Source organism: Shewanella sp. CG12_big_fil_rev_8_21_14_0_65_47_15 (assembly GCF_002783505.1).
GTDB lineage: Bacteria > Pseudomonadota > Gammaproteobacteria > Enterobacterales > Shewanellaceae > Shewanella.
Map to the genome: position 1 here is coordinate 48,960 of NZ_PFGL01000022.1, position 25,408 is coordinate 74,367.

Sequence of the window (25,408 nt, forward strand, 5' to 3'; positions counted from 1 at the left end):
CCAAAGGGAGCGATGCTGACTGGCCTTGTTAAAGGTCACCTTTAGCAGCCTCATACATTTCATTGTTAAGCTTTTCCAAGACCTCGTCAGTTAAACCGTACTTAATTGCAGCAGATCTAGAAATCGGATTTAAAATGTCTTCAACTGAATTAAATAACTTAATAGCATCTTCAAGTTCACTTATCATCTTGTTTCTGCCAGCTTCGTTTATAAAATCTAAAGCACGGTCGAAAAAATAGGCATGAGCCAACCAGTTTCTTTTTTGCAATGCCAGTGAGAGAGCAATTTCAATATCGCTATCGAGTACACTAATTTCTTTTATTGCACCCAGCAGGCGGCCCATAGTTTTCTTCGACAATGCGTCATCAAATCGGTCAAAATCTGCTTCCCATTTTTCACGACTTTCAAACTTAGGCACGTTTTCCTTAAAAAAATCAAAGACAATAAGTAACTGAACTATTGATTGCTCAACACATTGTGCTCGGTACATTGCGAGGCCAAAGTATGCGTAGACTTCTTTGCAGTGTTCAGACGTATCCATCGTAACCTTTAACAGTGTATTACCCGCTCTTCTAATAAAACCCAACCAGAATAGAGTTAGACATGGGAATAAATGAGTAAATAATGTAATTATGCCAATAAGTTAACATCAGCATCAGTGGTCTATCAACATTTTTCATCCAGAAAAATCGAGACCTTATTTACCGAGAAGCGTTTTAGCTCGGTAAATAGTATTAGGCAAAGTGAAAGAGTAATAATTTCAGTTAATTGCATAAGCACCAAGCAAAAAACGATACCTTTAGTTTCGATTTGAAGCCAGTTTATAAATTTCACATTATACCTGTGTGTCTAAACAGCGCTTGAGGTTGGAACGCTCCGAGATTTCCTCTTACTAAAGAAATACAGTAAGGTGTAACAAGACTTTGTTTCTTTTGACCAAAAACTACCGTAAATCAGCTTCTTAGAAAACGTAGAGAGGGTTCGACTCCCTCGCTACGTTTTCAGGAAATTTCAGCTAACGCAGTGCCGACCTACCCTTATTTTTATATTATTGCCACTTTTCATACGCCAAATAACCTAAGTACGCGACTAAAAGAATACGAATTACGATGCTGTAATTGGAATAACCCAGTTTAATTTCACTTTGCTCATACTCAACCCAGACTGTTATATCAGGCTGTGCTAAATCAAGTGCTAAATCAGGCCATCCATAGTAAATCAATAACATAATGCCCCTAATTATTGGGGCTTTTTACTTATCAGATATCACTAGAGGTAGTTTTAAGCTCGGTACACGCTACAACTAAAACAACCAGGATTGGCATTGTGAATTTGGATATAGCTCACTTCAGCATTTAAAAACTGCTGACGAACCGCATTTGCTAATCCCGTACCCTGTAAAGTCTCGGCGTGCACCATAGCGTGATTGCAATTATAAGCTCTGATGGATAGTAATCTTGCCGTCAATATCTCTGGGATCTCATTCACATCCAACTCGGCTTGTTCAGCATTTTCTCGAATATAAATGGGGCCAGAAGCGCGATAAGGCGAATTGACATCGTGATATCTGAAAGGTACTAGTAGCACTCTCTCGCCGATCTCAGCCTCCTTCAGAGAGACCCGGCAAGGGTAACCAGGTTTAGTATCGGCAACCACCCATCTCGCATTGGCCTGTTCTAGTGCTCGATCACTTAACCCCATCAATCCAGAAAATTGACCCCGCTCTAGCGCTTTTATTTTGAAGTTTGTGTCCATATTGGCTACCCGTCGGTTAAAAATACTATGATAGCCATTCGATAGTAGCGTACTCGCCGTTTTCGGAACTCTATCCTCAAAAATGACAATCATTTCTTGCGCTATGGCGAACGACTCGCTAGCTTGAGCATGTCCCTGCAGCACGGTGAATTCTCATCATTTGGGCGTACCTTATTGCTAAACAAATTCATGATAAAAATAACAATAGGCGCTTACCTATGTGGCAAAAACTCAAACCCTACAAAGATTCAATCGTGCTGCTCAGTGCATTATTACTCGGCGGCGTGCTCGGTGTCGGCTGGCCAGAAGTGGCACTCAAGCTCAAACCGTTAGGGCAAATATTCCTCAATTTACTGTTTATGATTATCGTGCCCTTAGTGGCGATTAGTGTGACCTCCTCCATCGCCCGTATGACAGATCTCAAGAAGCTCGGTGCCCTGTTAGTGTCAATCATGGCGGTATCGATAGTGATGGCGATTATCCCCGCGGTTGGGATTATTGGGCTCGCCTTGTTTTTCGATCCCGCCCAAGGTGTCACCCTAGATCTTAAGCAAACCATAGGCGATACCGCAGGGACTATGGATTTCGTTGGCCTGCTAACCACCAATGATTTTTCAGGTTTATTGTCAAAATCCAATATCTTAGCTCTGATCATTATGTCAGTGATTGCGGGGATCGCGATTGGTCAATCGGGGGAGGATGGCAGAAAAGTCTCGGCATTACTCGACAGTTTTAATACCGTTATCATGAAGATAGTGTCGATCATTATGGTGGCGGCCCCCGTGGGACTGGGTGCCTATTTTGCCGCAACGATGGCGAGCCAAGATCCTCAACTTGTGGTCACCTTTGCCCGCGCCATTGGCCTATTTATGATCGCCTGCTTTATCTATCTCACTGTGGGTTCCACCTTTTACGCTTGGCTTGGTGGCGGTGTGCACGGCATCAAACAATTTTGGCGCTTCGCCCTCGAACCCGCAGTGACGGCACTCGGCACCACCTCCTCACTGGCCACCTTACCCGTCACCCTAAGAACCGCGCTAAAGATGGGTATTAAGCCCGAAATTGCCGATATCAGCCTGCCATTGTTGGTCAATTTAAATAAGGGCGGCGCCTCAATCATCACGGCCTTAAAAATCGTATTTATCTACTCGCTATTGGGATTAGATTTCACCGTGGATGTGTTTATGGTGACCATTTTGATTTCGGTTTTGTCGGCCTTTATTATTGGTGGAGTACCGGGCGGTGCCTTCCTCGGGGAGATTTTTATCGTCACGACCTTAGGTTTACCTATGGAGACTATCCCCATTTTAGTGGTGATAGGGGCGATTACCGATGCGCCTTCAACCGTGATCAACGTAGTACACGATCTCAACGCCTGCCAGATAGTCGAACGGCTAAACCGCAAACGGCTTTAATGCTTTGTCTACTGATAAAAATGCCCAGACTAGGGTTTGGGCATTTTATCATCCAACATTATCGATTGGCTTTTATCACCGCCAATAACTGTTGAATATCGGCCTTATCGTTATAGAGATGGGGCGATACCCGGATCCCCAGACTGCGGGCATCGACGCTGATGTTCGCCTTAGCCAGGGCCGCCAGCACTTGCGCCTGCTGTTCGCCAAACTGCAATACCAAAGTACCACTGCGTTTATCCGCTTCCCGAGGTGACACTATCTCTTGATCTAACTCATCCATAATTACATCAAGCAGTAACTGGTTGCACTTGCGCAATTGCTCTGAGCCGATATCGGCAAAATAATGAATGCTGTGGGCGGCAATGGCATAGGGCGCGATAGAAGGCGTCCCGCCCCAAAAGCGCAGTGCCGTTGGATGGTAACGAAAATCGTGGATATCGAACTCAAAGGGATTTTCATGGCTAAACCAGCCTACATCCTTAGGCTGACAACTCGGTAATATGTTGGGATTAACCCACAGATAGGCGGCGCCAGGACCCGCACAGAGCCATTTGACACTCGAGCCGATTAAGAAATCAGGCTGTAATTTGGCCAAATTTAATGGAATGATCCCCGCCGATTGCGCCACATCCACCAAACTTAAACAACCTCGCTCCCGTGCCAGCGTGAATATTTCTGCCAGTGGCGCCTGTTGCCCCGTATTGGAATAGGCATGGCTGACAAACACCAGATCCACATCGGCACTCATATGGCTGTCCCACACATTAGGGTCGGTAATATCTAACCCCTTAGGGATAAAGCGCAGCTCACAACTGCTTGGCAACGCTTTTTTAAGGGCAAATCCCATGCTCGGAAAATCTTGCTCACTCATCAGCACAACCGCGTGTTCGCGATTTAATCGGTCGAGGGACATCACTATCTTGGTCAGCGCACTAGAGAGATTGACCTGGGGGCAAAAATCCTTCTGTTGACCATTAAACAGTTTAGATAGGGCAAAGGTAAAATCATCAATTACAGCCAGCCATTGACCCCAAGGTTCACGCCCTGAGTCCTGCCAAGGTGCAAAAAATGCCTCCTTAAAGACTTGTTCTGTCGATTTAAGCGGCCGACCAACGGAGTGATTTAACAGATACCCTGGGCCTGCGAGGCAAAAATCCTTTTTAAAATCGCTAAACATCGTATTACCTTAAACTCTCTTTGAGTTTTTTAAGATCATCGTATCGAGTGCGAATATCCGCACGCTGGGCCGCAGCCCGTCTATCACGCAACTTTTCTAGGGAGGCTAGCAATACATGTAACGGCGGGCCGCTCGCGGTCACTTTAGCTAAATGCTGCTGCTCCATGCTTGTCGAAGGCTCGGCAATATATTTAGTCACTAACTCATTATGGTGCTGAATCGCAGTCTCGCCATGTAATTCACAGACTTCGATAAAGAGTTGTAGATTCGTTTGATACCATTCGTGGCTGGAATGCTCCATTGACTGTAAAAAATCATCCATCAAGTTAGGCCGACGCATACATTCCCGCAGGATCTGCTGATCCTCCGGCATCATGTATAAAAACTTATCCACTAGCATCTGCGAATAAGCCGATTCGTTGGCAAAACATAAGCCTAAGGTGAGATCGATAACATTGATACCCGCAAAGTCGCCGGCATTGGCACCACGGTAAACCACTGAGCCAACCCGATAGGGTTTATAGTATGGACGCACACAATAAAAGAAACGATCAGTATCTAACCGATTGAATAACTGCGTATTTGAATCGATAACATCCTGTAATGCTTGCTTGGCAACCCGCAGTAAATCGTGGCTAATAGGGTGAGAAATACCTAAGGGCTGAATTTTTAACAAGGCATCTGCGGCACGTTTATAGGCCAAGATCCCCTTAGTGTTGTAATCCACAAACAGCTTTTCATCGGGCAAATCGGTAAAACGCTTGTAAATGCCCCTATGGGCGCGGTTATGGGTTGTCAGATGCGCGGTGGCAAAGCGCGGCGTAACCCCAATAGAGGCGCCGATGTGCATCGCCAATGCCGATGCTTCTGCCAGTGGCGAGGTGGTTTCCCGCGAGGGTTCGGTAATTTCATGGCGTCGGCAGGCGGCCATATACAACCCTACGTTACCGAGTAAATCGAAGGCACTGTCGAAGCCCTCATCGGTATTGCCTTCATCGAGCAAGGTTTTTATCAGTTCTCGCCCTTCACACTCCAGCCTCTGTTTCGCTTCATCGCCGATATTGAGCACATTGGCCCGATCCGTTTGTTGGTAATAAAGCCGTTCAAGCTCGGAGTTTAGCTCGACGAAACGAGTGCGGATCCACTCATCGAAGGCTTGGGTATTAAAGGTTGCAGGTTTCACTTGGGCATCCTTGGTTGTTGTTATCATTATTTTAGTAGGTGCACTTTCTAAAGGGCGCGATGTATGCCGACCGTAGGCGTATTTATCAGGCCCGAGTTAACAAGAATGCTACTTATTGCGCTGCGATTCTAGCCTTAGGTCAAATTTGTGAAAATTCTAATGCCACTTTTTATTTACACCTTGAGCCAGCGCAAATTATCCAACCCCATCCCCAAGCAAAATACCCGCAAACGGTTTTCAAGATATCCATAACGGCAAGCGATACAGGGGTAACTCAAATGATTTTGATGGAATTTATGGTGGTCCTAGGCTGCTTACTGCTAGGTACCCGCTACGGCGGTATGGGGCTTGGGCTTATCAGCGGTATCGGCTTATTTTTACTCACCTTTGTGTTTGGTTTAGCGCCGGGGCAACCTCCGGTGCAAGTGATGCTGACCATACTCGCCGTGATTGGCTGCGCCGCCGTATTGCAAACTGCAGGTGGCCTCAATGTGATGATGCAATTTGCCGAGCGTTTACTGCGTCGTCACCCGCAATATATTACGATTCTGGCGCCCTTAACGACTTGGACATTGACCTTTCTCTGCGGCACGGGCCATGTGGTCTATACCATGTTCCCCATCATTTCCGATATCGCACTGAAGAAAAATATTCGCCCAGAACGCCCGATGGCAGTTGCCTCTGTGGCATCCCAAATGGCCATTTGTGCTTCACCGGTTTCAGTGGCTGTGGTTTCCATGGTGTCCATACTCGCAGCGCAGCAAGGGGTTGGTCATGCCTATACCATGCTGGAAATTTTAATGGTTTCGGTTCCAGCTTCACTTGGCGGCGTAATGGCAGCCGCACTTTGGAGCCTGCGCCGCGGTAAAGATTTAGATAAGGATGAGGAATTCCAGGAACGTATTAAAGATCCAACACAAAGAGCCTTTATCTACGACAAGAGCGAAACCCTGCTCAACCGGAGTTTCCCTAAGGAGGCCTATTGGGCCACGGGGATATTCTTTACCGCCATTGCCGCAGTGGTGTTATTAGGTTCCTTTAGCGAGTTACGCCCCGCCTTTGAGGTTAAAGGTAAAAACACGCTCCTATCGATGAACTTAGTGATCCAGATGATGATGCTGATTGCCGGGGCATTTATTCTGATGAGCTGCAAAGTCAAACCGACCGAGATAGCCAATGGCCCAGTATTTAAAGCGGGCATGGTAGCCATTTTTTCCGTCTTTGGTGTGGCGTGGATGAGTGATACTTTCTTCATCAGCCATATGGAAGTACTGAAGGAAAACCTGTCACATGTAGTGCAAAATCAACCTTGGACCTATGCGCTAGTGCTGTTTTTAATCTCTAAATTGGTCAATAGCCAAGCGGCGGCACTCACGGCCATAGCACCTATGGGGCTTGCATTAGGTGTCGATCCCAAACTCTTGATCGCCTTCCTTCCCGCGAGCTATGGCTACTTTGTGCTGCCGACTTATCCCAGCGATTTAGCCTGTATTGGCTTCGACCGTTCGGGTACGACTAAGATAGGTAAGTTCATCATTAATCACAGCTTTATCATGCCAGGATTTATCGGCGTCGGTACGGCATCGACCCTAGGTTATCTGTTGGCGACAACCTTACTCTAGCATTGACTTAGCAGATAAAAGGCCGAATATTCGGCCTTTCTCTTTAAACGAATTAAGCCCGATACATGGCTAAAAACAGCTTAATATTCGCGTCGATAATGGCTTGCTGATGATCGTCATAATTTTTCATATGGAAGAGTTTTGGCCAGAAGGCAAATGCCTTAAACATGCCCCAGAACTGAGTTGAAGCAATAGCAATATCCTCTATTTTTAGTGCCTTATGTGCTACAGCGCCGGCTAGCCAAGCCTCGAGCCCACCCTCTTGCTTAGCGAGCTTTTCCATGGCTTCGGTCGCTTGGATGGGTGAGCGAATAAATTCAGCCATCACCACCCGCGCCACATCGAGAAACTCAGGCTGCTGATATAAGGTCCAGCATCGGCGGGCGATTTGCTGTAATTGATCTTCGAGGCTGACATCGGGATTAAAGGCTAAGGTTGCCGCCTCTTTAGTGCGGGACCATAACTCTGTCGTTGTGGTATCGAACAGCACTTCCTTGCTCGGAAAATGATTATAAACCGTTCGCTTAGAGACATTTGCACGTAGTGCAATTCTATCCATGCTAGCGCCAACAAAACCATTGACCATAAATTCCTCCCGTGAAGCACTGAGGATTGCCGCACGCTTCTGTTGTGAATTCGTCAATTTTACGGGTTTGTCCGCCATATTCTTTACGCCATAACATTATTTGCCGACATTTTACACTATCCAGTTTACTTTTACATAATCATATGTAAACTACACTGTGTAGTTTACTTTTGGCAAACTTAATGCGACTGAAAACCCCTTAACCTTACTGCTACTCGGGAGCTTTGCGATGGCCATTTATACCGACACTCATATAAACGCCCAGACTAAGGGCAAACGCTTTCGAAACGAAGCTCCAAATACGCGCAGTGGTGAAGGTAATTTACCTACTATTTTATGGCGTTACCTCACCGAGCACATTCCGGATAAAAGCCCGAGCACCGCCTTACCCATTCGTAAAATGCGCCTTAATCCCACGGCCGATGGCACGCCTATGTTATATAAAATCAGCCACTCGACCCTGTTATTACAACTCAATGGCCAGTATTGGTTAACCGATCCGGTATTTTCAAAACGCGCGTCACCGAGCCAAGCGTTTGGTCCAAAGCGATTCCATCAATTGCCGATTGAACTCGATGAAATCCCCGCGTTGGCGGGTATTATTCTGTCCCACGATCATTACGATCACTTAGATAAATCCAGTATTTTGGCCCTAGCCGAACGCACCCAAGTATTTATCGTCCCACTAGGTGTTGATAACCATTTGATCGAATGGAGTATTCCGGCAAATAAGATAATTGCACTCGATTGGTGGCAGGAAACGCAACAGGGTGGTATACGCTTTATCGCCACCCCGGCGCAACACTTCTCTGGCCGAGGTCTTAGGGATAAAAACCACACTCTGTGGGCATCTTGGGTCATTCAATCGCCGGAGGTAAAAGTGTTTTTCAGCGGGGACTCAGGTTATTTTGATGGCTTTAAAAAGATTGGTGATAGGTTCGGCCCCTTCGATCTAACCTTAATCGAAACTGGCGCCTATGATGAAATGTGGGCGGATATCCACATGCAGCCAGAGCAGTCACTGCGGGCGCATTTAGATCTGCAGGGACGCCACCTTATCCCAATACATAACAGCAGTTTCGATCTTGCACTCCACCCTTGGTACGAACCGCTAGAGCGACTTGCCGCGGCGACAAAGGCCTATGGGGTGCCACTGCTGACGCCCGAGTTTGGTCAAGGTATCCAGTTAAATGAATTGGCCCACAGCCCGGCGCTGAACCACGGCTGGTGGAAAAGCTATTTACCTAAGAATAGGCCCGAATTTGAGATCCTTGTGCCGCGCATGGCCACGGATAAATAATCACTTACGAATAGAGATGGCCCGGCGACGGGCCATCTCTGCATACTTGAATAATCGCCCCTAACTATGCGATATCGCAGGGTAAAGCATCCTCTAATTCAGACCTGTGTTTAAGAACACAACGAAAGTAGTAACCTGCCTCTATTTCTGCGCTATGCCTAGACGCTGCTATTCTTCAGGGCATAAAATACCTAGTCCAAAGTAAGAGAGAAAATATCAGTGTTAGCTTGGCTTAAACAACGTCTCCAACGCGATATTCTCCGTTTAGGTCGCCCAGAGCCACAAACCGACTTACGCGCCATTTTCCCTCGGGCGCTGATGCCTAGTCTCAGTTTGCCGGACAGGCAAGTTTACCCGCCCATAGTGTCTCTGGCCAAGGATCATATTTTTGGCTATCGAATGCATTGTTTACTCACCTACCAAGGCAAAGAGGCGCTGGACACGCTATTGCGCGGGGCTGGCTTTATGGCCTTGCCCGCGGTCACGGAACATTTTAGTGGTGTTATCGAGCACTCAACCAATGAGACCCGTATATTTTTAAATCAATATATTGATTTTGCAGGTGTTTGTATAAATTTAGTGACCAATAACAACACCTTACTCGCGGCGTTAGTGAACTTCAAATCCGCGCCACCCACTCCATGGGAAAGCTTTGCCGATGTCGATCCCGACACTTTAGGTAGCCTGCAAGGCAATATCGATTTTTGGTGCAACTATTTCTGGCGGCCCTATTGGTTGTCACTCTCAGCAGCTGAGCGTTTACAGTACCCAGTAAAGTGGCAAGAATTTAGCGATTTTCATTAAAGTAGAAAGCAGCACTAACGCTTAATGCAGGATAAAAATGAAATTAACATCTGTTGGATTAGCACTAGCGTTACTGCTACTTGGCGGTTACTTGATCCCTGAGTCACCTGTGATCCCGGTAAAAGGCGCCAGCAGTAAAGACTGGAATAGCCAAACCTTTTGGTATGAGCCCTGGGGCACATCGGGCGTGCATAAAGGCATAGATATTTTTGCCCCCAAAAATACCCCTGTGATAGCGCCCACACCTATGCTGATTATTTATCGAGGCAACTTCTTCCAGGGAGGTAAGGTCGTGGTTGGCCTTGGCCCTAAATGGCAGATCCACTATTTTGCCCATTTGGCGGCAATTGCCGCTGATACAAGGTTAATTGCAATGAAAGGAGATCCCCTTGGCGCCGTAGGTGATACGGGGAATGCCCAGGGCAAACCGGCACATTTGCACTATTCGATTTTAAGTTTATTGCCTAAACCTTGGCTGATAGATACTTCGACCCAGGGCTATAAAAAAGCCGTTTATCAAAATCCTATTGAGTATCTTAAAGAACAATAAGTTTATATTATTAAGAGTTACATGGAGTTAGTTAGCGTTACCTACTGCCTTAATCAATGAGTTAATTCGGATACCTCAGGCAGAGGCGCAGTTTCCAGTGGCACAATTTCGATTTGAGCAGCTGCTACTGCTCTATCAGCCTTAGCTATATATTTGGGTTTATTATTGGTCCGCAGTTTAGCATTAGCTTTTTTCGCCTTGCTTTTTAGGGTTTGGTTAATCTTCTTTTTACGGTTCATTAGAGCACCAAATAGCCGCCAGCCACCTCAAACGTATATTCATATCCCGCTCTGGGTCAGCTTATTGGCGGCAACTGACTGTGATTTGGCCGACATAATAGCTTATCTAGGTTTTGGGGTTAATCCTCAATTTAAATACACCTCTCACTGCAAGATAAATCACAACTTTTAAATATTGTCGCCTTATCAAGTCATTTCACCTACGACACGGCTAGACAATCGATATCTACTCCCATAGAATTCACGATTAATAAAAATCGTTATCATTTGCAATGCTATTTAACGGAATGTGCTGATGCCAAGGAATTCGGTGTAACACACTTACTCGATCTATGCAGGAAGTTATATGACGTTCAAAACCTCGTTTGTTGCCCTCGCCGTGCTCGCGGCACTGACCCAATCTGCCGCAGCACAGGATGCCCCTGACAGTAACAATAAAAATAAAGAAATCGAAAAAATCACTGTCACCGCGAGCCGTATGGATAAGTCTCCAAGCTCGATCCCGAATACTGTCACTATTATCGACCGCGTGCAGTTAGAAGAGCAGTTTCGCACCACTAAGGATTTATCCACCATTATCGGTAACTTAGCGCCCAGTTTTTCGCCAAGCCGTCAGAAGATGAGCAACACGGGTGAAACCCTACGCGGCCGTCCACCACTCATTATGATCGATGGTGTACCCCAATCGAATCCGCTGCGCAGCGGCGGCCGTTCGGGTCAGACTATCGATCCTGCCATGATAGAACGGATTGAAATTATTCATGGCGCCAATGCGATGCACGGTTTAGGCGCCCAGGGCGGGATCATCAACTACATCACTAAAAAGCCATCCGGTGATAACGAGCACCAAGCAAGTTTCGATGTCACAGTGCCGGATTCCCTCGAGTCTAATGGTGTGAGCTTTGGTGCCAGTTATGCGTTTTCCGGTGAGTCTGAATTTATCGACATGCTAGGCTCCGTCAGCTATCGCAATAATGGGGTTTACTATGATGCTAACCACGATGTTATTGGCGTCGATACGACTCAAGGCGAGTCAATGGATAGCCAAAGCGCTGACTTCTTTATCAAACTTGGTCACAATTTTGCTGAGTCACGGCTAGAGCTGATGGTCAACCATTACAATATGGAAAACAATGGCGATTGGATGCCCGTAAAAGGCGATATCACCAATGGCATACCGACGGGCGCGGTGGAAGAAAAACAACCCTGGGAAGCCGCTAATAACCAAGTCACGACCTCTAGTTTGACTTACAGCCACGAAAATATTGCCGGCCAACAACTGAACGTACAGCTGTTTAATCAGGATTTCCAAGCCATATATGGCGGTGGCTGTAACAAAACCTTCTTCGATCCTGCGTTTGCCAATGACGACCAACTGGTTCAATGTGAAGGCCCTAAGGGTGAGAGCTGGTACTACGAGCAATCCCGTAACTCTTCGGTCAAATGGGGCTTAAAAACCTCATTGATTGCCAAAAATATTGCCGACACTGGCATAGATGCCGCCTATGGCCTCGACCTGTTCCGCGATACCACCGAGCAAGATCTAGTGCAAACTGGTCTTTCATGGGTGCCCGAAAGTACCTATGACAACGTCGCGCCATACTTACAATTAGATTATGATTTAATTACCGATTTAACCCTATCAACCGGTGTCCGTTACGAACACGCAACCCTCAATGTTGATGACTATAAAACCCTTTACGGTGCAGGCAATAAGCAGATTGAAGGAGGTGAAGCGAGTTTCGACGAGACCCTATTCAATATCGGCGTATCCTACAAAATCACCCCAGATATCCGCCTTTACACGAGCTATAACCAAGGTTTTGGCATGCCGGACATTGGCCGTATCCTGCGTGACGGCAATAGCTTCCCCGGCGAGAACCCCAGCATAGAAGACTCCCTCTCCCTCGCCCCTATTGTGACGGATAACGTTGAATTTGGTGCCGATTATCAAGGTAAGTACTTGAGTGCTAAGATTGCCTACTACCGCTCAGCCACAGACTATGGTTCACGCTTAGCCTTAAACAGCGATGGATTTTACGATGTGAAACGGGAAAAGAGCGTTATCGACGGTATCGAGGCTAATGTGACCGCTTACCTAAGCAGCAACGATGATCTGGGCATGAATATCGCCATCCAGCGGGGGGAATACGATTCTAACGATGACAGCAAAACAGATACCGATCTCGATGGTGCCAACATTTCGCCAAATCGTATCAACCTGTTCTGGACTCATAACTTCGATAATGAAATGTCGACCCGGGTTCAAGCTAACTACTTTATGGACCGTGATTTTGAAGATGCCGCGGGGGACAAATACGCCGAGTTTGAGGGTTACACGACGGTCGATGCGTCCTTCGCTATGCCACTCTACACTGGCACCCTAAGCCTAGGCGTACAAAACCTGTTTAATAAGGATTATTTCAACTACTACTCACAAACCATGGGCACAAATGATCGCTATTTCAAAGGGATGGGACGCACTGCAACTATAGGTTACAGCATACCATTTTAAGTAAAGGGGTCATTGAACACAAAAAAAGCGCATTAATTGCGCTTTTTTTCACTCTTTTGGAAAATAAATAAAAATTATGCTTTGGTCACCACCCAAAGTGCGTGTAATAAACCAGGGAACCAGAAGAGTAAACATAACACTATGTTTATTAATAAATCTTTACCCGCACCCGCCTTCAAAAATACCGCAACTGGGGGGAGTAAAATCGCAATAATCACTAAGAGTAATTTATTTGTATCCATAACCGAGCATCCTTAAACGGGGACTATTAGTAAATCAACAGGATATAACTTCGCAGGAAGACCCTACATTTGCAAATACTTTAGGGAGATAGGCATGTCAGAGTGAGTTTTACCGCTATATGATCCATCATGTTAATCTCAACCGAGAACCCAAAAGCCATCTATAGTTAAAGAAAAATCGAATTACCTAAATGACATTTGATCCCCAAGCCCTTTTACTGATTAAGTTTATCTGTCTGCTCACTGGCACAGCAGCCATTGCATGGGGGCTTATCGCGCAACCGTTAAAAATAGCCCCCAAAGCCAGCATGCGTTTTTCGCTCGGGAACCTCTTTGTCTTGCTGGGCATAATACTCAACACCCAACGCACAGAAGCTGCGAATTATTTTTTCTGGTTTTGGTCCGATATTTTGATTTTATTGGGGTTTCTCATGTTGCGCTGGGGTACACAGTATCTCTTTCGGCTCCAACACAGTACAAAATTTGATATCGCTGCCCTCGCAATCACAGCAGTATTGATGTTACTCGTTCCCCCTGACGTTAGCTCTGAACGAATCCTCGCCAGCTTATTCTCTGCCAATGCGGCCCTCTCTTTTATCCTGTTGACTAAGGATAATTACCTAGCCACTAAGCGTGATACGGGAAATAGAGTCGCAACTGCAATGGTGTTGCCTTTAATTGCCATGGCAGTGGTTTTTATCATCCGCTTTTTTATCGCACTCCTATCGCCAGAAAAAGCCCCGATATTTATCGCTATGCACACCCAAGCAGCCATTCCTGTACTCTGGTTTTACGTATTCCTCGCCCTTGTGATCAATATTGTGATGATAGGCAACGCACTGACACGCTTAGTCAGCAAGATCCGAATTCTGGCCGAGCGCGATCAGCTGACGGGTCTCTGGAATCGGCGGGCAATGCAAAAGATGTTGAAAAACACCCATCAGCGCTGGCTTAGGAACAACGAACCTTACAGCATGGTCCTATTAGACCTAGACCATTTTAAAGATATTAATGATCAATACGGCCACGATGCTGGGGATCTCGCCCTGCTCACAGCGGCCAGATTATTTGGAACTGTATTGAGGGAAAACGATGCCCTCTGCCGCCATGGTGGAGAGGAGTTTTTAGTGTTATTACCCGCAACCGATGCCCCCTCGGCTAGGATAGTTGCCGATAAACTACATAAAATCCTCAGGGAAAATCCACTCCACTGGCAAGGAAGAGAGATCAATCTTTACGCTAGTTTAGGCTATGCCACCATCTACCACGGATGCCAGCCAGATCAGCTACTTATTCAAGCCGATCAGGCCATGTACCACGCTAAATTGGCGGGGCGTGACCGTATCTGCCAAGCCAACATCATTGAATAGAGTATTATCTATCGGGCCAAGCTAAGGCATTGGGCTCTCGCCACACCTCGAGCGCAGCAGTCACAGGCTCGCTGCTAAATAGTGCTCCCTGCAGAGGCATATCGAGGTAGGCATAATCCCGCCGTCCACCGATAGCGTCACAGTAGCTAAAATGCAAACTGTAGGCGTGCAGATAACAACGATCGGCCCTTTCACCACCATAGAGGTCGTCACCCAAAATGGGCACAGCTAAACTTGCCAAGGCTACCCTCAACTGATGGGTTTTACCCGAATGGGGTTTAAGCAAATAGAGACGTAATCCGTCACCCACACCTTGGGAAAAAAACTGGGTAATCGCCGGATTCTCTTTTGTGCGCAGCAGTTTAAACATACTACGCCGGGACTTTGCCATATCGCCAATCACCCAGCCCTGTTTCTTCTTAGGCTTACCTTTAGCTAAGGCGAGGTAGAATTTCTGCACTTTATGGGCGGTAAATAACTCAGTAAATTGCCGCGCTGCGGCGGTGTTCTTAGCCAAAATCAACAGGCCCGAGGTCGGCGTATCGAGTCGATGCACGGCAAAAAGCTTAATCCCCAGATCTTGCTCAACCTGCGCCACGACCCCAGCGGTGCCATCCTGACTGTGGAAATGCACTTGGGCTGATTTAGAAATAACCAGAAAATCAGCCTCATCGGCTATGATTCGATACATGGAGTTCTCGACACTGTAATGCGGATCATCGACTTAAAACTTAATAGTGACCACTAAGCCGGGATGATTATCCGTAAGATTAATTTTGGCATTGTGCCGCGAGAGAATCGCTTTGACCATAGATAATCCCAATCCCGTACCTTGAAGATGGCGACTAGGATCGAGCCGCACTAAGCGCTCGAACACTCTTTCCTTGCTCTCATCGGGAATACCTGGGCCATTATCGCAGATCTGGACTTGTGGGCCAGACTGGATGATATCGATCCGCGCACCCTGCCCAGAATATTTCATCGCATTATCCACAAGATTATATAAGGCTTGGAATAGTAAGTATTTATCACCATGAATAATATGATCACTGAGCAGGGACAGGCTCAGGGTTTGTCCATTAGACTCAGCGACAGCATCGGCCATTTCCAATAGATCGGTGCAGAGTTGCGCCAAACTCAATTTCTGCAGATCTAAGGTTTGCTGCCCCTCCTCAATTCGAGTCAAGGATAACATGGCATCGAAGGTCGCCAAACAGTGGTCTAGCTCCTCAGTCAAGATCGCGCAATCTTCACTGACCTCGTCAGTCGACTTCGAGGCTAGCTCTTCGAGGCCAATGCGGATATGGGATAGCGGAGTACGTAAATCGTGGGCAATGTTGTCGGTCGCGCCGCGCACCGCCATTAGATTATTCTCGAGGATATCCAGCACCTTATTAAACTGCAGTGCCAACATATCGAATTCATCCTGACGCCAACTTAAGGGTAAACGGGTATCGTAGTGGCCACGTTCAATTTGCTCACTCAAGCGGTTGTACTGCACTAATCTGCGCAAAATCGCCTTAGAAAACAAATAGCCCAGCGCTAACGTCAAGATAATAGTCAACATCACTGCGGTTGCGGCGGCGCTGATAAACTTATCGATCAATGTCGCTAAGTTGTCGGTACGAGTAGCAATAAGCACTGGGCCGTAGCGTGTCATCACTAGGCCCCCCGTCAGAATATGTAACTTATCTGGCCCACCCGTTAAAATGGGGAAATCCCGGGTCTGTGGCAACATAGGCATGTCTTCGGGCATAAAACTCAGGGCGCCGACCATATCATAACTATTGCGCCAAGCAATCAGGGCGGTTTGGGGATCGGCGGCGCGGATCTGGGCGGCAAAACTGCGGCGATCAACCGTGCGGGCTAAGTGTTGGTAGCGCTGGGTTTCTGACTCAAGATATTGAGTCACTTGATATTGTTGTTCGATAATCAATTGGCGATAGAGAACAAATAGCAAAGCGCCTATGATCACAGTCACTAAGGTGGAAAACACTATCGTGATGCGCCAGGCGCTACTCTGGTAAGGCTTAATGCCTTTGTCGTAAGCGATAACCCGCCCCCCTCACGGTTTCAATCAATTCACCGTGGCCTAGCTCTTCAAATTTTCGGCGCAATTTGGCGATATGCACATCGATCACATTAGTGCGAGGATCGAAGTGATAATCCCACACTGCTTCGAACAATAAGGTGCGGCTAATCACTTGATTCGCGTGTTCCATCAGATACTTAAGTAGCTGAAACTCCTTTGGCTGCAACATAAGATCCTGCCCGTCTAAGGTGACGTTGCGTGTCAGCAACTCCATCTTTAAGCCGCCAACGACTAAATCCGTCGTGACTGGGGCCGATTGGCCACGTTGCATTAATTTCTCGGCGCGCACCAATAGCTCGGAGAAGGCAAATGGCTTAGTCATATAGTCATCGCCTCCGGCACGCAAGCCCTTCACCCGCTCATCCACATGGGCCAATGCCGATAAAATCAGCACTGGAGTCTGATCCCCCGTCGCCCTCAAGGCGGCAAGCAGTTTTAACCCGTCGAGTTGTGGCAACATACGGTCGAGGATCAGTAAATCGTATTGACTGCTTGTGGCCTGCAACAGCCCTTGATGACCGTCACTGGCGGTTTCAATATTATGTCCCTGCTCGAGAAACCCTTTGACTATGTAGTCAATCGTTGTCGCATCATCTTCAACTAAAAGTATTTTCATTTATACGTTGCGCTCCTCAATCTTCACTTAGTCCTTGGCTCTACAAGCTTCAATCCCACTTGAGTAAAGGTAGCTGCCGTAAATTTTCCACGTCGAATGCCAATTTATACTTACCGGTATCATCTAACAACTTAAGCTCTAAGTAACTGATACCTAAGTCGTGATCTAATTTTGCATCGGTCAAAAAACCATTGTGATCCTTAGTCGCCATCGCAATAAGGCCTGAAAATGTTTGATGCTTAGCCGTAATGAGCCGAGTTGCCTCGACTTCACTTAGCTCATCCGCTGTCACTTTAGCCGCCTTTTGCTTTAATAACTTACCATCGCGGGCACGGTATTCGAACCGAGTAATAGCGTTAGCTAACGGATTAATTAACTCAAGTTTGTAGACTAACTCGCCCTCTTGCATTTCCATTTCAAACTCGGTAATCACCCCTTGAAAATCCTTTTCAACCTGCTGCATAACACTCAGCGGTGGCCGATAATCCCCACCGGCTAACATCGAATACAGGCTCTGGGCGGCGGATGCCACCCCAGATACCAAAATGAGTCCTAGCAACCATAGTCTCATGGCTCCTCCATATAAATCAGCTATGTTTGTATCTTATGAGACAATCAGTTAGATGTCGATGGGATGGGTAAGTCTACCCAATGTCGACTAAAACACCGATGGAAACAAGATTAAGCTTTGATCATCTAAGGATCAAAGCGGCTCTAAGATATGAATTTGCTCGGATTTCAGTGCCACAGTGGTCTGCATTCCCTTTTTTAGGGCAAGCTTTTGGGCGAGGTGAAGTGATATTTCGGTATGTAACTGTAGCTGGGTGCCTGTGACATAACAGAGGAGCCGTACCGACTCTCCCATTACGAGCAAGGCGTCAATGGTAATATCTAACTTATTAAAACTGCGGCATAAACGACCATTAGAAATCGAATTAAATCGTATGCCCTGATTGGGGATCACCCAACGAACCCGTGATCCGACGGGGCGATCTTTACCAAAGTCACAGGCGATCAATTGCTCACCACACTTAAGCCAAGTGAGGTCTTTTGTGCTGTCTTGAAACACCACTTCACCATCGAAAATATTCCTCAGCCCCATCTGCCGCGCCACTGCCTCGTTACGTGGCCGCGATAACACCTCAAAGGGGGCCCCCTGCTGTAGCATCTGTCCTTGACTGATCAACATCATAGTATCCGCCAGCAATAGGGCCTCATTTAAATCGTGGGTGACCATAATCACGGGGCAGAGTAACTGCTCTTTAAGGCGAGCCAATTCGAGGTATAAACGCTCACGGGTTTCCCTATCTACCGCAGAAAATGGCTCATCCAGCAATAAAACGGAAGGCTCTCGGGCCAACGCCCTCGCCAGTGCAACCCGTTGGCGCTGGCCACCGGATAAATGCGCCGGCAATCTATCGGGTAATCCATGCAAATTCACTCGCTCTAACCAATCCTTAGCCCGCGTAATCCGTTCAGACTTAGGAATATGATCGAGCCCAGCGACCACATTTTCTAGGGCAGTCAGATTAGGAAATAACCCAAAATGCTGCGGCATATAACCTATATGGCGTTGCTGCGGGCTCAAGGCGATACGCGCTTTGTCATCAAACCAAGGCTGTTCGCCAAAATGGATTTGGCCCGCATCCGGATGGTTTAGCCCGGCGATCATCCTCAGCAGCGTGGTTTTACCGCCACCAGAAGGCCCCACGACGGCAAGCACCTCACCCGCCTTGCAGCAAAAATCGGCATTGAGTTTTATGTGATTATCGTTTTGGATCTGGCAATGCAGATCAGCGATGATTTGTGCCACGCTGACCTCCTAAACGTCGGGACAAACTGGTCGTCAATGCCAAGGCTGTAACGGCAAACAGCAATAATACTAATGACATAGTACCGGCGGCATTAAAATCAAATGACTGCACACTGTCATAAATTGCAATTGAAATCGTCTTAGTCTCGCCAGCGATATTGCCACCCATCATCAGCACGACGCCAAACTCGCCTAGCACATGGGAGAAACACAAGACTAGTGCGGTTAACACGCCCGGCCATACCATAGGTAATTCAATTTTAAGCAGAATTTTAATTCGACCCATGCCACAACATGCGGCAGCGTCACGGACATCGTGGGGGACAGTTTCAAAGGCCCGCTGAATAGGCTGCACCGCAAAGGGGATATTGACTAAAACGGAGGCGATAACCAGCCCGGAAAAGTGAAATACAAGTTGCTGACCGATGACTTGCTCAATCCATTGACCAAGCCAACTCTGGCTACCCAGCCCCACCAGCAGGTAATAGCCAATCACGGTCGGTGGTAACACTAAGGGCACCATAATCAGCGCCTCAACCCAAGACTTACCGACAAACTGACGATAGGCCAAGGCTCGCCCGGCGAGAATGGCTAAGGGGATCAGCACTAAAACCGTAATCCCACTCAGCTTGACCGATAACCAGAGTGCCTGCCAATCCATCATGGTTGCTCTGGCAGTGAGAAACCATAATCGGCCAAAATATGGCGAGCATTATCTGTTTGTAAATAGTCATAGAAACGCTCGGCGGTGTCACCCGCACTCACCATTAATACCATACGCTGAAACAATGGGCTATGCATTGTGGCTGGCACTATCGCGTATCGGCTATGGCTCGCAAACTGAGGAGACATAGCTAAAGACAGCGCAATAATCCCGCCCTGGGTTGAACCGCTGATCGCAAACTGACCCGCTTGGGACACGTTTTCCCCGAGGATCAATTTAGGTTGAATCGCCTCCCACAACTGCACTGACTGCAACGCTTCCTTCGCCCTCTCACCATAGGGAGCATGGTCAGGATTGGCGATGGCAAAACGGCTGATTTCCCCAGCCTTAAGTGCTTGTGCTAATCCCTTTAACTCAGGGTCAAGCGACAGACTGCCCGCCTTAGGTGCAACAATGGCGAGTTGCCCTTGGGCGTAAAGCACGCCGGCATCACGGGCGACACCCGCTTTATGTAGCTGCTGAATATATTTTTCATCCGCGGATAAAAACAATTCATAGGGGGCACCATTTTGGATTTGAGTGGCAAAGTTGCCCGATGACCCATAGGAAATTTTTACTTTTAGCCCAGTATCATGGGTAAATTTTTGGCTAATGTCATCCAAGGCAAAACGCAAATCCGAGGCGGCGGCAATGGCAGGAATAGCAGACTTCTCCGCCGCACGACTGGACAATGGCAGGACAGCTAAGCAAAACAGTACTGCAAAACCAAAGGTATGGAAAAAACGGGTCAAACTCGACATTGGGTCACCTTAGTGCAATATTCGCGCGGTTTGTGAACTGGCTAGTTGCCACTACGAGTATCGTTATCGCACGGCTAAATGGCCGTTTTGAATCGTCAGTCACTTCATAGTGACAAGCACGGTATCGGTAAGCCAGCCCTCTGCGCCATGAATGGCGCGGTGGAACCCTCAAGGAAGAGTTAATGGCGTGTCTGCGTGCGATACCCTGCGATGTAGCATAATTAAGAACAGTTATTTAGCCTTTGTGTTGCCACAACTTAGCCGCCTGTTCATCGGCATCCTTTGCTTCAACCCAATTTTTACCTTGCTCACCCGCTTCTAGTTTCCAGAATGGCGCCTTGGTTTTTAAAAAGTCGATTAAAAACTCACAGGCGGCAAAGGCGGCTTTGCGATGGGCGCTCGTCACGCCGATAAACACAATTTGCTCACCCAGAGCCATAGTGCCGACACGGTGGATGACAGTGACTTTGTTAAGCGGCCAGCGGCTACGCGCCTCGGTGACGATTTGCTCCAGCACGGCTTCGGTCATGCCGGGATAATGCTCTAGGGTGAGGTCGGTGACTGTGGCACCATCGTTAAAATCACGTACCTTGCCAATAAAGGTCACGACTGCACCATCGCTATTGTCTTGGGCTAACTGGCGATATTCGTCAGAAACACTAAAATCGACCTCTTGCACTCGAACTGCGGGTAACAGACGCATATCAACCCCCTGTAACGGGTGGGAAAAAGGCCACTTCATCACCGTCTTTAACGGGCGCATCCCATTGGCTAATGGTTTGGTTGACCGCGACCAGCAACTTATCTGAGGTTAATACCTTGGCCCACTTTTCATCGGTTGCCGCTAGCGCAGCGCGTAATGTCTCGGCGGTTTGCATCTGCTCATTAGCCTCAATGCTTAACTTGGCCGTGCCCAACAACTCTCGAACTTGGGCAAAAAACAACACGTTAATCATAATCTTCCCTCGTTTTTGATCCGCTAAACCTTAAAATGCCCAGACTTACCGCCGCGCTTTTCCAACAGGCGAACCTGGGAAATCACCATATCTTTTTGCACGGCTTTGCACATATCGTAAATAGTGAGTGCCGCCACAGAGGCCGCAGTGAGGGCCTCCATTTCAACCCCAGTTTTGCCGGATAATTTACATAAGCTAGTGATCCGCACGCGGTTATGTTCGGGCTGCGCCTCTAAATCGACCTCGACCTTAGTCAACATCAGTGGATGGCATAAAGGGATCAGATCTGAGGTCTTTTTCGCCGCTTGAATTCCCGCGATCCGCGCGGTGGCAAACACATCACCCTTGTGGTGGCTGCCACTCATGATCATCTCAAGTGTCGTGCTCGCCATCTCGATAAAAGCTTCGGCGCGGGCTTCACGCTCGGTGACGGCCTTTTCGGTCACATCGACCATATGGGCATTGCCATCGGCATTGATATGGGTAAATACATTGCTCATTAAAGCGTTCCTTTAAAATGAAGCCTAATCAAGGCGCGGGGAAAGGGGGCAGCTAGCAGTGCTCAAGCCAACATTATTGCTAAGGCGAGCAAATCCGCCTAGCCACCAATAGAGGCAAGATGTTGGGTCACCCCAGTAATGCCTTGGTGCAGATAATGGGTTTCTTTCTTCTGGGCTAACTGACCGTGTAAGCGCTCAATTAATTCCGCTTGTTGATCAGGATGTTGCAGTAGATCACGCAAATCGACACCGAACTCGGTAAAGAGGCATAAATGCAATTTGCCCTTTGCCGATACACGCAAACGGTTACAAGTAGCACAGAAATTATTGGCATAGGGCATAATCAAACCAATGCGGCCCTTATAATCACTGTGGCTGAAATTTTGGGCTGGACCATCGGAGGCGCTTGGGGCATCGAATTGCCAACCGTCCGCCAATAACTGCGCCTTGATATCGGCACCCGCTAGATGATGGGCCTGAAAATACTCGCGGCCTAAACCTGTCTCCATCAATTCGATAAACCGCAGGTCGATTGGCGTGTGTTTAATCCAGTGTAAAAATCGCGGCAAATCTTTATCGTTTAAACCTTTAAGCAGTACGGCATTGATTTTTACCCGCTCAAAACCCGCCGACAATGCGGCATCAATACCCCGCATCACTTCGTCAAACTTGTTCTCACCTGTGATTTGATAAAACATCTTAGGATCTAAGCTATCCACCGAGACATTGATACGTCGTAACCCGGCATCAAACCACTCTTTGGCATGTTTTTCGAGTCTATAGCCGTTGGTGGTCGTCGCAATGGTATGAATGCGCGGATTATCAGCGACGACGCGAATAATGTCGGTAAAGTCTTTGCGCAGCGTAGGCTCGCCACCGGTAATGCGGATTTTTTGGGTGCCCACTTGGCTAAATGCGGAAACTAAGTTTTCTATCTCATTGAGAGATAAGAATTGTGGCTTACCATTGGGGTGGTAACCATCGGGGTGGTAACCATCGGGGAGGCAATAGCTACATTTAAAGTTGCAGACGTCTGTAACCGACATCCGTAAATAGTGAAATTTTCGACCAAAACTGTCTTGTAATTGAGACATGATCACCTTTCCAAGTGTGGGAGGTGAGAGCATTTCTTTACTCACCCCGGTGGCATTATTACCACGGCTACACCGCCATATCAATTGACTTAGGCCGGCAAGCTCGGAGAACCGTCAGCCGTGATTATAGGCCGAAAGTTGTCCCTAGCTATACCCCTAAACAGGTATTTATTAGCCGAGTTCCCCTTGGCGTGAATAATCTGTGACAGTGCTCACCCAAAGTTTTGTATTCATTTAGACTAAACAGTAGGTTTATCCACTGTGCCCTTGGCCTATTTTCAGGTAAGGTGGGTATTAGCAATAAAACGCCCGTTTACAAACTACAACACCCGATAAAAATCGGGGAAACGCGAAGGAAGAGGTGAACTGATGGAACGCGAATCAATGGAATTCGATGTTGTTATCGTCGGTGCAGGGCCTGCAGGCTTGGCTACTGCGTGTCGATTAATGCAAATATCACAGGATTCAGGTAAAGAAATCACTGTCTGTGTGGTAGAAAAAGGCTCCGAAGTGGGCGCGCATATTCTATCGGGCGCAGTCTTCGAACCTAAGGTGCTAGATGAACTGTTCAGCGACTGGCGTGAAAAAGATGCCCCAGTGAAAACCGCTGTCACCCAGGATGAAATCTACCTGCTCAGCTCCGCCACAGAAGGCCGAGCCATGCCGAATGCCCTCGTGCCAAAAACCATGCACAACGAAGGCAATTACATTATCAGCGTTGGCAATTTGTCCCGTTGGCTTGCTAATCGTGCCGAAGAACTGGGTGTCGAAATTTTCCCCGGCTTTGCCGCGAGCGAACTGCTATTTAACGACGATAATAGCGTTAAAGGCATTTTAATTGGCGATATGGGCGTCGGCGCCGATGGTGAGCCTAAAGACAGTTACATGCCAGGCATGGAACTGCACGCTAAATATACCGTATTCTCCGAGGGTTGCCGCGGCCATTTAGGCAAACAACTTATCGAAAAATACCATCTAGATAACGGTAAAACACCCCAACATTACGGTCTTGGCTTTAAAGAAATTTGGAAAGTCCCCGCCGAGCAGCACGAGCAAGGCAAAGTCGTGCACACAGGTGGATGGCCATTAACCGATGGCGCCTCCGGCGGTGGTTTCCTCTACCATATGGAAGACAACCAGATTGCGGTCGGACTGATTATTGATTTGAATTATAAAAATCCACACTTAAGCCCCTTCGATGAGTTCCAGCGCTATAAAACCCACCCTGTGATCGCGAAATATCTGACCGGTGGTGAGCGTTTAAGCTATGGCGCCCGCGCTATTACTAAGGGCGGTTTAAACTCATTACCTAAGATGAGTTTCCCCGGAGGTCTTATCATAGGTTGCAATGCGGGTACCTTAAACTTTGCCAAAATCAAAGGCACCCACACCGCGATGAAGAGCGGTATCGTTGCGGCGGAAACCTTAGCCAAAGCCATGATGGCGGGTGTTGAGGGCGGTAAAGATCTCGACTGTTACCAAACCCACTTCGAAGAAAGCTGGTTACATGAAGAGCTGTATAAATCCCGCAACTTTGGCCCAGCAATGCACAAGTTTGGCACTTTGCTCGGTGGCGCCTTCAACTATATAGATCAAAACTGGTTTGGGGGTAAATTCCCTATCACATTGCGTGATGAACACCCTGATTACGCACAAATGGCGCCAGTGAGTGCTTACAGCAAAATTGATTACCCAAAACCCGATGGCAAGTTAAGCTTCGACAAACTGTCTTCCGTCTACCTGTCGAGCACTTTCCACGAGGAGGATCAACCCTGCCATTTGCGCCTCAAAGACAGCAGCATTCCACTGGGTATTAATCTGACTCAGTATAATGAACCTGCACAGCGCTACTGCCCAGCTGGGGTATATGAGATCGTCGAAGAAGCGGGTCAACCTAAGTTTGTGATCAATGCGCAAAACTGTATTCACTGCAAAACCTGCGACATTAAGGACCCCAGTCAAAACATCACTTGGGTAACACCTGAGGGCGGCGGCGGACCAAACTATCCGAATATGTAATCTAAACGAATAAGGCGCTCAAATGAGCGCCTTACTTTTGCTTGCTTAAAAGATACGTTTTGGTCACAATTGCGCCATAAAAATCACATGCGT

Annotated in this window: 26 protein-coding genes and 1 riboswitch; of the genes, 8 read left to right on the top strand and 18 right to left on the bottom strand. The window is 47.5% G+C overall.

Annotation, left to right across the window (positions count from 1 at the left end):
- Positions 1–28: 28 nt before the first annotated feature.
- Positions 29–541: a hypothetical protein gene (locus COW15_RS06780; RefSeq protein ID WP_293631143.1), complete on the bottom strand. Its 513-nt coding sequence runs from the start codon at positions 539–541 to the stop codon at positions 29–31.
- 740 nt (positions 542–1,281) lie between these two features.
- On the bottom strand, positions 1,282–1,755 hold the full coding sequence (locus COW15_RS06785) for a DUF1203 domain-containing protein (protein WP_293631144.1): 474 nt from the start codon (positions 1,753–1,755) through the stop codon (positions 1,282–1,284).
- 218 nt (positions 1,756–1,973) lie between these two features.
- Here COW15_RS06785 and COW15_RS06790 point away from each other — a divergent pair, with 218 nt between their 5' ends.
- A complete protein-coding gene (locus COW15_RS06790) occupies positions 1,974–3,170 on the top strand; it encodes a dicarboxylate/amino acid:cation symporter (protein ID WP_293631145.1) in 1,197 nt (398 codons plus the stop codon).
- Between the two features lie 58 nt (positions 3,171–3,228).
- Here the strand turns inward: COW15_RS06790 and COW15_RS06795 are convergent, their stop codons facing one another.
- Positions 3,229–4,350 carry an aminotransferase class V-fold PLP-dependent enzyme gene (locus COW15_RS06795; RefSeq protein WP_293631146.1) on the bottom strand — a complete coding sequence of 374 codons (1,122 nt, stop codon included), beginning with the start codon at positions 4,348–4,350 and terminating at the stop codon, positions 3,229–3,231.
- 4 nt (positions 4,351–4,354) lie between these two features.
- Positions 4,355–5,533: a monodechloroaminopyrrolnitrin synthase PrnB family protein gene (locus COW15_RS06800; protein WP_293631147.1), complete on the bottom strand. Its 1,179-nt coding sequence runs from the start codon at positions 5,531–5,533 to the stop codon at positions 4,355–4,357.
- A gap of 278 nt (positions 5,534–5,811) precedes the next feature.
- On the opposite strand from COW15_RS06800, the gene COW15_RS06805 reads away from it, so the two are divergent.
- Positions 5,812–7,155, top strand: coding sequence for an anaerobic C4-dicarboxylate transporter (locus COW15_RS06805; protein ID WP_363699979.1), 1,344 nt, complete (start codon positions 5,812–5,814; stop codon positions 7,153–7,155).
- A gap of 52 nt (positions 7,156–7,207) precedes the next feature.
- Here COW15_RS06805 and COW15_RS06810 read toward each other — a convergent pair whose 3' ends face one another.
- A complete protein-coding gene (locus COW15_RS06810) occupies positions 7,208–7,819 on the bottom strand; it encodes a TetR/AcrR family transcriptional regulator (protein ID WP_293631149.1) in 612 nt (203 codons plus the stop codon).
- A 151-nt stretch (positions 7,820–7,970) separates the two neighbouring features.
- On the opposite strand from COW15_RS06810, the gene COW15_RS06815 reads away from it, so the two are divergent.
- The 3 genes from COW15_RS06815 to COW15_RS06825 all read left to right on the top strand — a co-directional run bounded on the left by COW15_RS06815 (position 7,971) and on the right by COW15_RS06825 (position 10,395).
- Complete coding sequence (locus COW15_RS06815; protein ID WP_293631150.1) at positions 7,971–9,041, top strand: MBL fold metallo-hydrolase; 1,071 nt, start codon at positions 7,971–7,973, stop codon at positions 9,039–9,041.
- A 213-nt stretch (positions 9,042–9,254) separates the two neighbouring features.
- Complete coding sequence (locus COW15_RS06820) at positions 9,255–9,845, top strand: hypothetical protein (RefSeq protein ID WP_293631257.1); 591 nt, start codon at positions 9,255–9,257, stop codon at positions 9,843–9,845.
- Positions 9,846–9,882: 37 nt separating this feature from the next.
- On the top strand, positions 9,883–10,395 hold the full coding sequence (locus COW15_RS06825) for a M23 family metallopeptidase (protein ID WP_293631151.1): 513 nt from the start codon (positions 9,883–9,885) through the stop codon (positions 10,393–10,395).
- Positions 10,396–10,448: 53 nt separating this feature from the next.
- Here COW15_RS06825 and COW15_RS06830 read toward each other — a convergent pair whose 3' ends face one another.
- Positions 10,449–10,634 (bottom strand): DUF2986 domain-containing protein, encoded by a 186-nt coding sequence (locus COW15_RS06830; protein WP_293631153.1) that lies wholly within the window; start codon positions 10,632–10,634, stop codon positions 10,449–10,451.
- Between the two features lie 346 nt (positions 10,635–10,980).
- Here COW15_RS06830 and COW15_RS06835 point away from each other — a divergent pair, with 346 nt between their 5' ends.
- Positions 10,981–13,149 carry a TonB-dependent receptor gene (locus COW15_RS06835; protein WP_293631155.1) on the top strand — a complete coding sequence of 723 codons (2,169 nt, stop codon included), beginning with the start codon at positions 10,981–10,983 and terminating at the stop codon, positions 13,147–13,149.
- Between the two features lie 74 nt (positions 13,150–13,223).
- Here the strand turns inward: COW15_RS06835 and COW15_RS06840 are convergent, their stop codons facing one another.
- On the bottom strand, positions 13,224–13,391 hold the full coding sequence (locus COW15_RS06840) for a YqaE/Pmp3 family membrane protein (RefSeq protein ID WP_006079767.1): 168 nt from the start codon (positions 13,389–13,391) through the stop codon (positions 13,224–13,226).
- 191 nt (positions 13,392–13,582) lie between these two features.
- On the opposite strand from COW15_RS06840, the gene COW15_RS06845 reads away from it, so the two are divergent.
- On the top strand, positions 13,583–14,761 hold the full coding sequence (locus COW15_RS06845; protein ID WP_293631181.1) for a GGDEF domain-containing protein: 1,179 nt from the start codon (positions 13,583–13,585) through the stop codon (positions 14,759–14,761).
- A 4-nt stretch (positions 14,762–14,765) separates the two neighbouring features.
- On the opposite strand, the gene COW15_RS06850 is transcribed toward COW15_RS06845, so the two are convergent.
- From COW15_RS06850 to moaA, 11 genes are all read right to left on the bottom strand, one after another.
- Positions 14,766–15,452, bottom strand: a complete 687-nt coding sequence (locus COW15_RS06850) for a TIGR01621 family pseudouridine synthase (protein ID WP_293631183.1) — start codon at positions 15,450–15,452, stop codon at positions 14,766–14,768.
- A gap of 33 nt (positions 15,453–15,485) precedes the next feature.
- Positions 15,486–16,742 (bottom strand): HAMP domain-containing histidine kinase, encoded by a 1,257-nt coding sequence (locus COW15_RS06855; protein WP_293631258.1) that lies wholly within the window; start codon positions 16,740–16,742, stop codon positions 15,486–15,488.
- A 49-nt stretch (positions 16,743–16,791) separates the two neighbouring features.
- Complete coding sequence (locus COW15_RS06860) at positions 16,792–17,469, bottom strand: response regulator transcription factor (protein ID WP_293631185.1); 678 nt, start codon at positions 17,467–17,469, stop codon at positions 16,792–16,794.
- Positions 17,470–17,518: 49 nt separating this feature from the next.
- Positions 17,519–18,040 (bottom strand): hypothetical protein, encoded by a 522-nt coding sequence (locus tag COW15_RS06865; protein WP_293631187.1) that lies wholly within the window; start codon positions 18,038–18,040, stop codon positions 17,519–17,521.
- A 132-nt stretch (positions 18,041–18,172) separates the two neighbouring features.
- Complete coding sequence (locus COW15_RS06870; protein ID WP_293631189.1) at positions 18,173–19,282, bottom strand: ABC transporter ATP-binding protein; 1,110 nt, start codon at positions 19,280–19,282, stop codon at positions 18,173–18,175.
- Positions 19,263–19,943: a molybdate ABC transporter permease subunit gene (gene modB, locus COW15_RS06875; RefSeq protein ID WP_293631259.1), complete on the bottom strand. Its 681-nt coding sequence runs from the start codon at positions 19,941–19,943 to the stop codon at positions 19,263–19,265. The genes COW15_RS06870 and modB overlap by 20 nt, the downstream gene beginning before the upstream one ends.
- Positions 19,943–20,746, bottom strand: a complete 804-nt coding sequence (modA, locus tag COW15_RS06880; protein ID WP_293631190.1) for a molybdate ABC transporter substrate-binding protein — start codon at positions 20,744–20,746, stop codon at positions 19,943–19,945. Before modA ends, modB begins: the two co-directional genes overlap by 1 nt.
- Positions 20,747–20,981: 235 nt before the next feature.
- Positions 20,982–21,449 (bottom strand): molybdopterin synthase catalytic subunit MoaE, encoded by a 468-nt coding sequence (moaE, locus tag COW15_RS06885; RefSeq protein ID WP_293631191.1) that lies wholly within the window; start codon positions 21,447–21,449, stop codon positions 20,982–20,984.
- Position 21,450: 1 nt separating this feature from the next.
- Positions 21,451–21,702 (bottom strand): molybdopterin synthase sulfur carrier subunit, encoded by a 252-nt coding sequence (gene moaD, locus COW15_RS06890; protein WP_198781372.1) that lies wholly within the window; start codon positions 21,700–21,702, stop codon positions 21,451–21,453.
- A gap of 23 nt (positions 21,703–21,725) precedes the next feature.
- Positions 21,726–22,202 (bottom strand): cyclic pyranopterin monophosphate synthase MoaC, encoded by a 477-nt coding sequence (gene moaC, locus COW15_RS06895; protein ID WP_006079755.1) that lies wholly within the window; start codon positions 22,200–22,202, stop codon positions 21,726–21,728.
- 98 nt (positions 22,203–22,300) lie between these two features.
- Complete coding sequence (gene moaA, locus COW15_RS06900) at positions 22,301–23,296, bottom strand: GTP 3',8-cyclase MoaA (RefSeq protein ID WP_293631209.1); 996 nt, start codon at positions 23,294–23,296, stop codon at positions 22,301–22,303.
- A riboswitch (molybdenum cofactor riboswitch) is annotated at positions 23,284–23,417 on the bottom strand. (Overlaps the previous gene by 13 nt.)
- Before the next feature lie 248 nt (positions 23,418–23,665).
- Between moaA and COW15_RS06905 the strand changes: the two genes are divergently transcribed.
- Complete coding sequence (locus tag COW15_RS06905; protein WP_293631210.1) at positions 23,666–25,315, top strand: electron transfer flavoprotein-ubiquinone oxidoreductase; 1,650 nt, start codon at positions 23,666–23,668, stop codon at positions 25,313–25,315.
- Positions 25,316–25,408 lie beyond the last annotated feature (93 nt).

Excerpts from the sequence above, each read along its gene's own strand:
- COW15_RS06840 (WP_006079767.1), bottom strand. The coding sequence starts at position 13,391 with ATGGATACAAATAAATTACTCTTAGTGATTATTGCGATTTTACTCCCC.
- COW15_RS06780 (WP_293631143.1), bottom strand. The coding sequence starts at position 541 with ATGGATACGTCTGAACACTGCAAAGAAGTCTACGCATACTTTGGCCTC.
- moaC (WP_006079755.1), bottom strand. The coding sequence starts at position 22,202 with ATGAGCAATGTATTTACCCATATCAATGCCGATGGCAATGCCCATATG.
- modA (WP_293631190.1), bottom strand. The coding sequence starts at position 20,746 with ATGTCGAGTTTGACCCGTTTTTTCCATACCTTTGGTTTTGCAGTACTG.
- COW15_RS06785 (WP_293631144.1), bottom strand. The coding sequence starts at position 1,755 with ATGGACACAAACTTCAAAATAAAAGCGCTAGAGCGGGGTCAATTTTCT.
- moaA (WP_293631209.1), bottom strand. The coding sequence starts at position 23,296 with ATGTCTCAATTACAAGACAGTTTTGGTCGAAAATTTCACTATTTACGG.
- COW15_RS06905 (WP_293631210.1), top strand. The coding sequence starts at position 23,666 with ATGGAACGCGAATCAATGGAATTCGATGTTGTTATCGTCGGTGCAGGG.
- COW15_RS06810 (WP_293631149.1), bottom strand. The coding sequence starts at position 7,819 with ATGGCGGACAAACCCGTAAAATTGACGAATTCACAACAGAAGCGTGCG.
- modB (WP_293631259.1), bottom strand. The coding sequence starts at position 19,943 with ATGGATTGGCAGGCACTCTGGTTATCGGTCAAGCTGAGTGGGATTACG.
- COW15_RS06795 (WP_293631146.1), bottom strand. The coding sequence starts at position 4,350 with ATGTTTAGCGATTTTAAAAAGGATTTTTGCCTCGCAGGCCCAGGGTAT.
- COW15_RS06835 (WP_293631155.1), top strand. The coding sequence starts at position 10,981 with ATGACGTTCAAAACCTCGTTTGTTGCCCTCGCCGTGCTCGCGGCACTG.
- COW15_RS06805 (WP_363699979.1), top strand. The coding sequence starts at position 5,812 with ATGATTTTGATGGAATTTATGGTGGTCCTAGGCTGCTTACTGCTAGGT.
- COW15_RS06815 (WP_293631150.1), top strand. The coding sequence starts at position 7,971 with ATGGCCATTTATACCGACACTCATATAAACGCCCAGACTAAGGGCAAA.
- moaD (WP_198781372.1), bottom strand. The coding sequence starts at position 21,702 with ATGATTAACGTGTTGTTTTTTGCCCAAGTTCGAGAGTTGTTGGGCACG.
- moaE (WP_293631191.1), bottom strand. The coding sequence starts at position 21,449 with ATGCGTCTGTTACCCGCAGTTCGAGTGCAAGAGGTCGATTTTAGTGTT.
- COW15_RS06845 (WP_293631181.1), top strand. The coding sequence starts at position 13,583 with ATGACATTTGATCCCCAAGCCCTTTTACTGATTAAGTTTATCTGTCTG.
- COW15_RS06865 (WP_293631187.1), bottom strand. The coding sequence starts at position 18,040 with ATGAGACTATGGTTGCTAGGACTCATTTTGGTATCTGGGGTGGCATCC.
- COW15_RS06825 (WP_293631151.1), top strand. The coding sequence starts at position 9,883 with ATGAAATTAACATCTGTTGGATTAGCACTAGCGTTACTGCTACTTGGC.
- COW15_RS06830 (WP_293631153.1), bottom strand. The coding sequence starts at position 10,634 with ATGAACCGTAAAAAGAAGATTAACCAAACCCTAAAAAGCAAGGCGAAA.
- COW15_RS06850 (WP_293631183.1), bottom strand. The coding sequence starts at position 15,452 with ATGTATCGAATCATAGCCGATGAGGCTGATTTTCTGGTTATTTCTAAA.
- COW15_RS06790 (WP_293631145.1), top strand. The coding sequence starts at position 1,974 with ATGTGGCAAAAACTCAAACCCTACAAAGATTCAATCGTGCTGCTCAGT.
- COW15_RS06860 (WP_293631185.1), bottom strand. The coding sequence starts at position 17,469 with ATGAAAATACTTTTAGTTGAAGATGATGCGACAACGATTGACTACATA.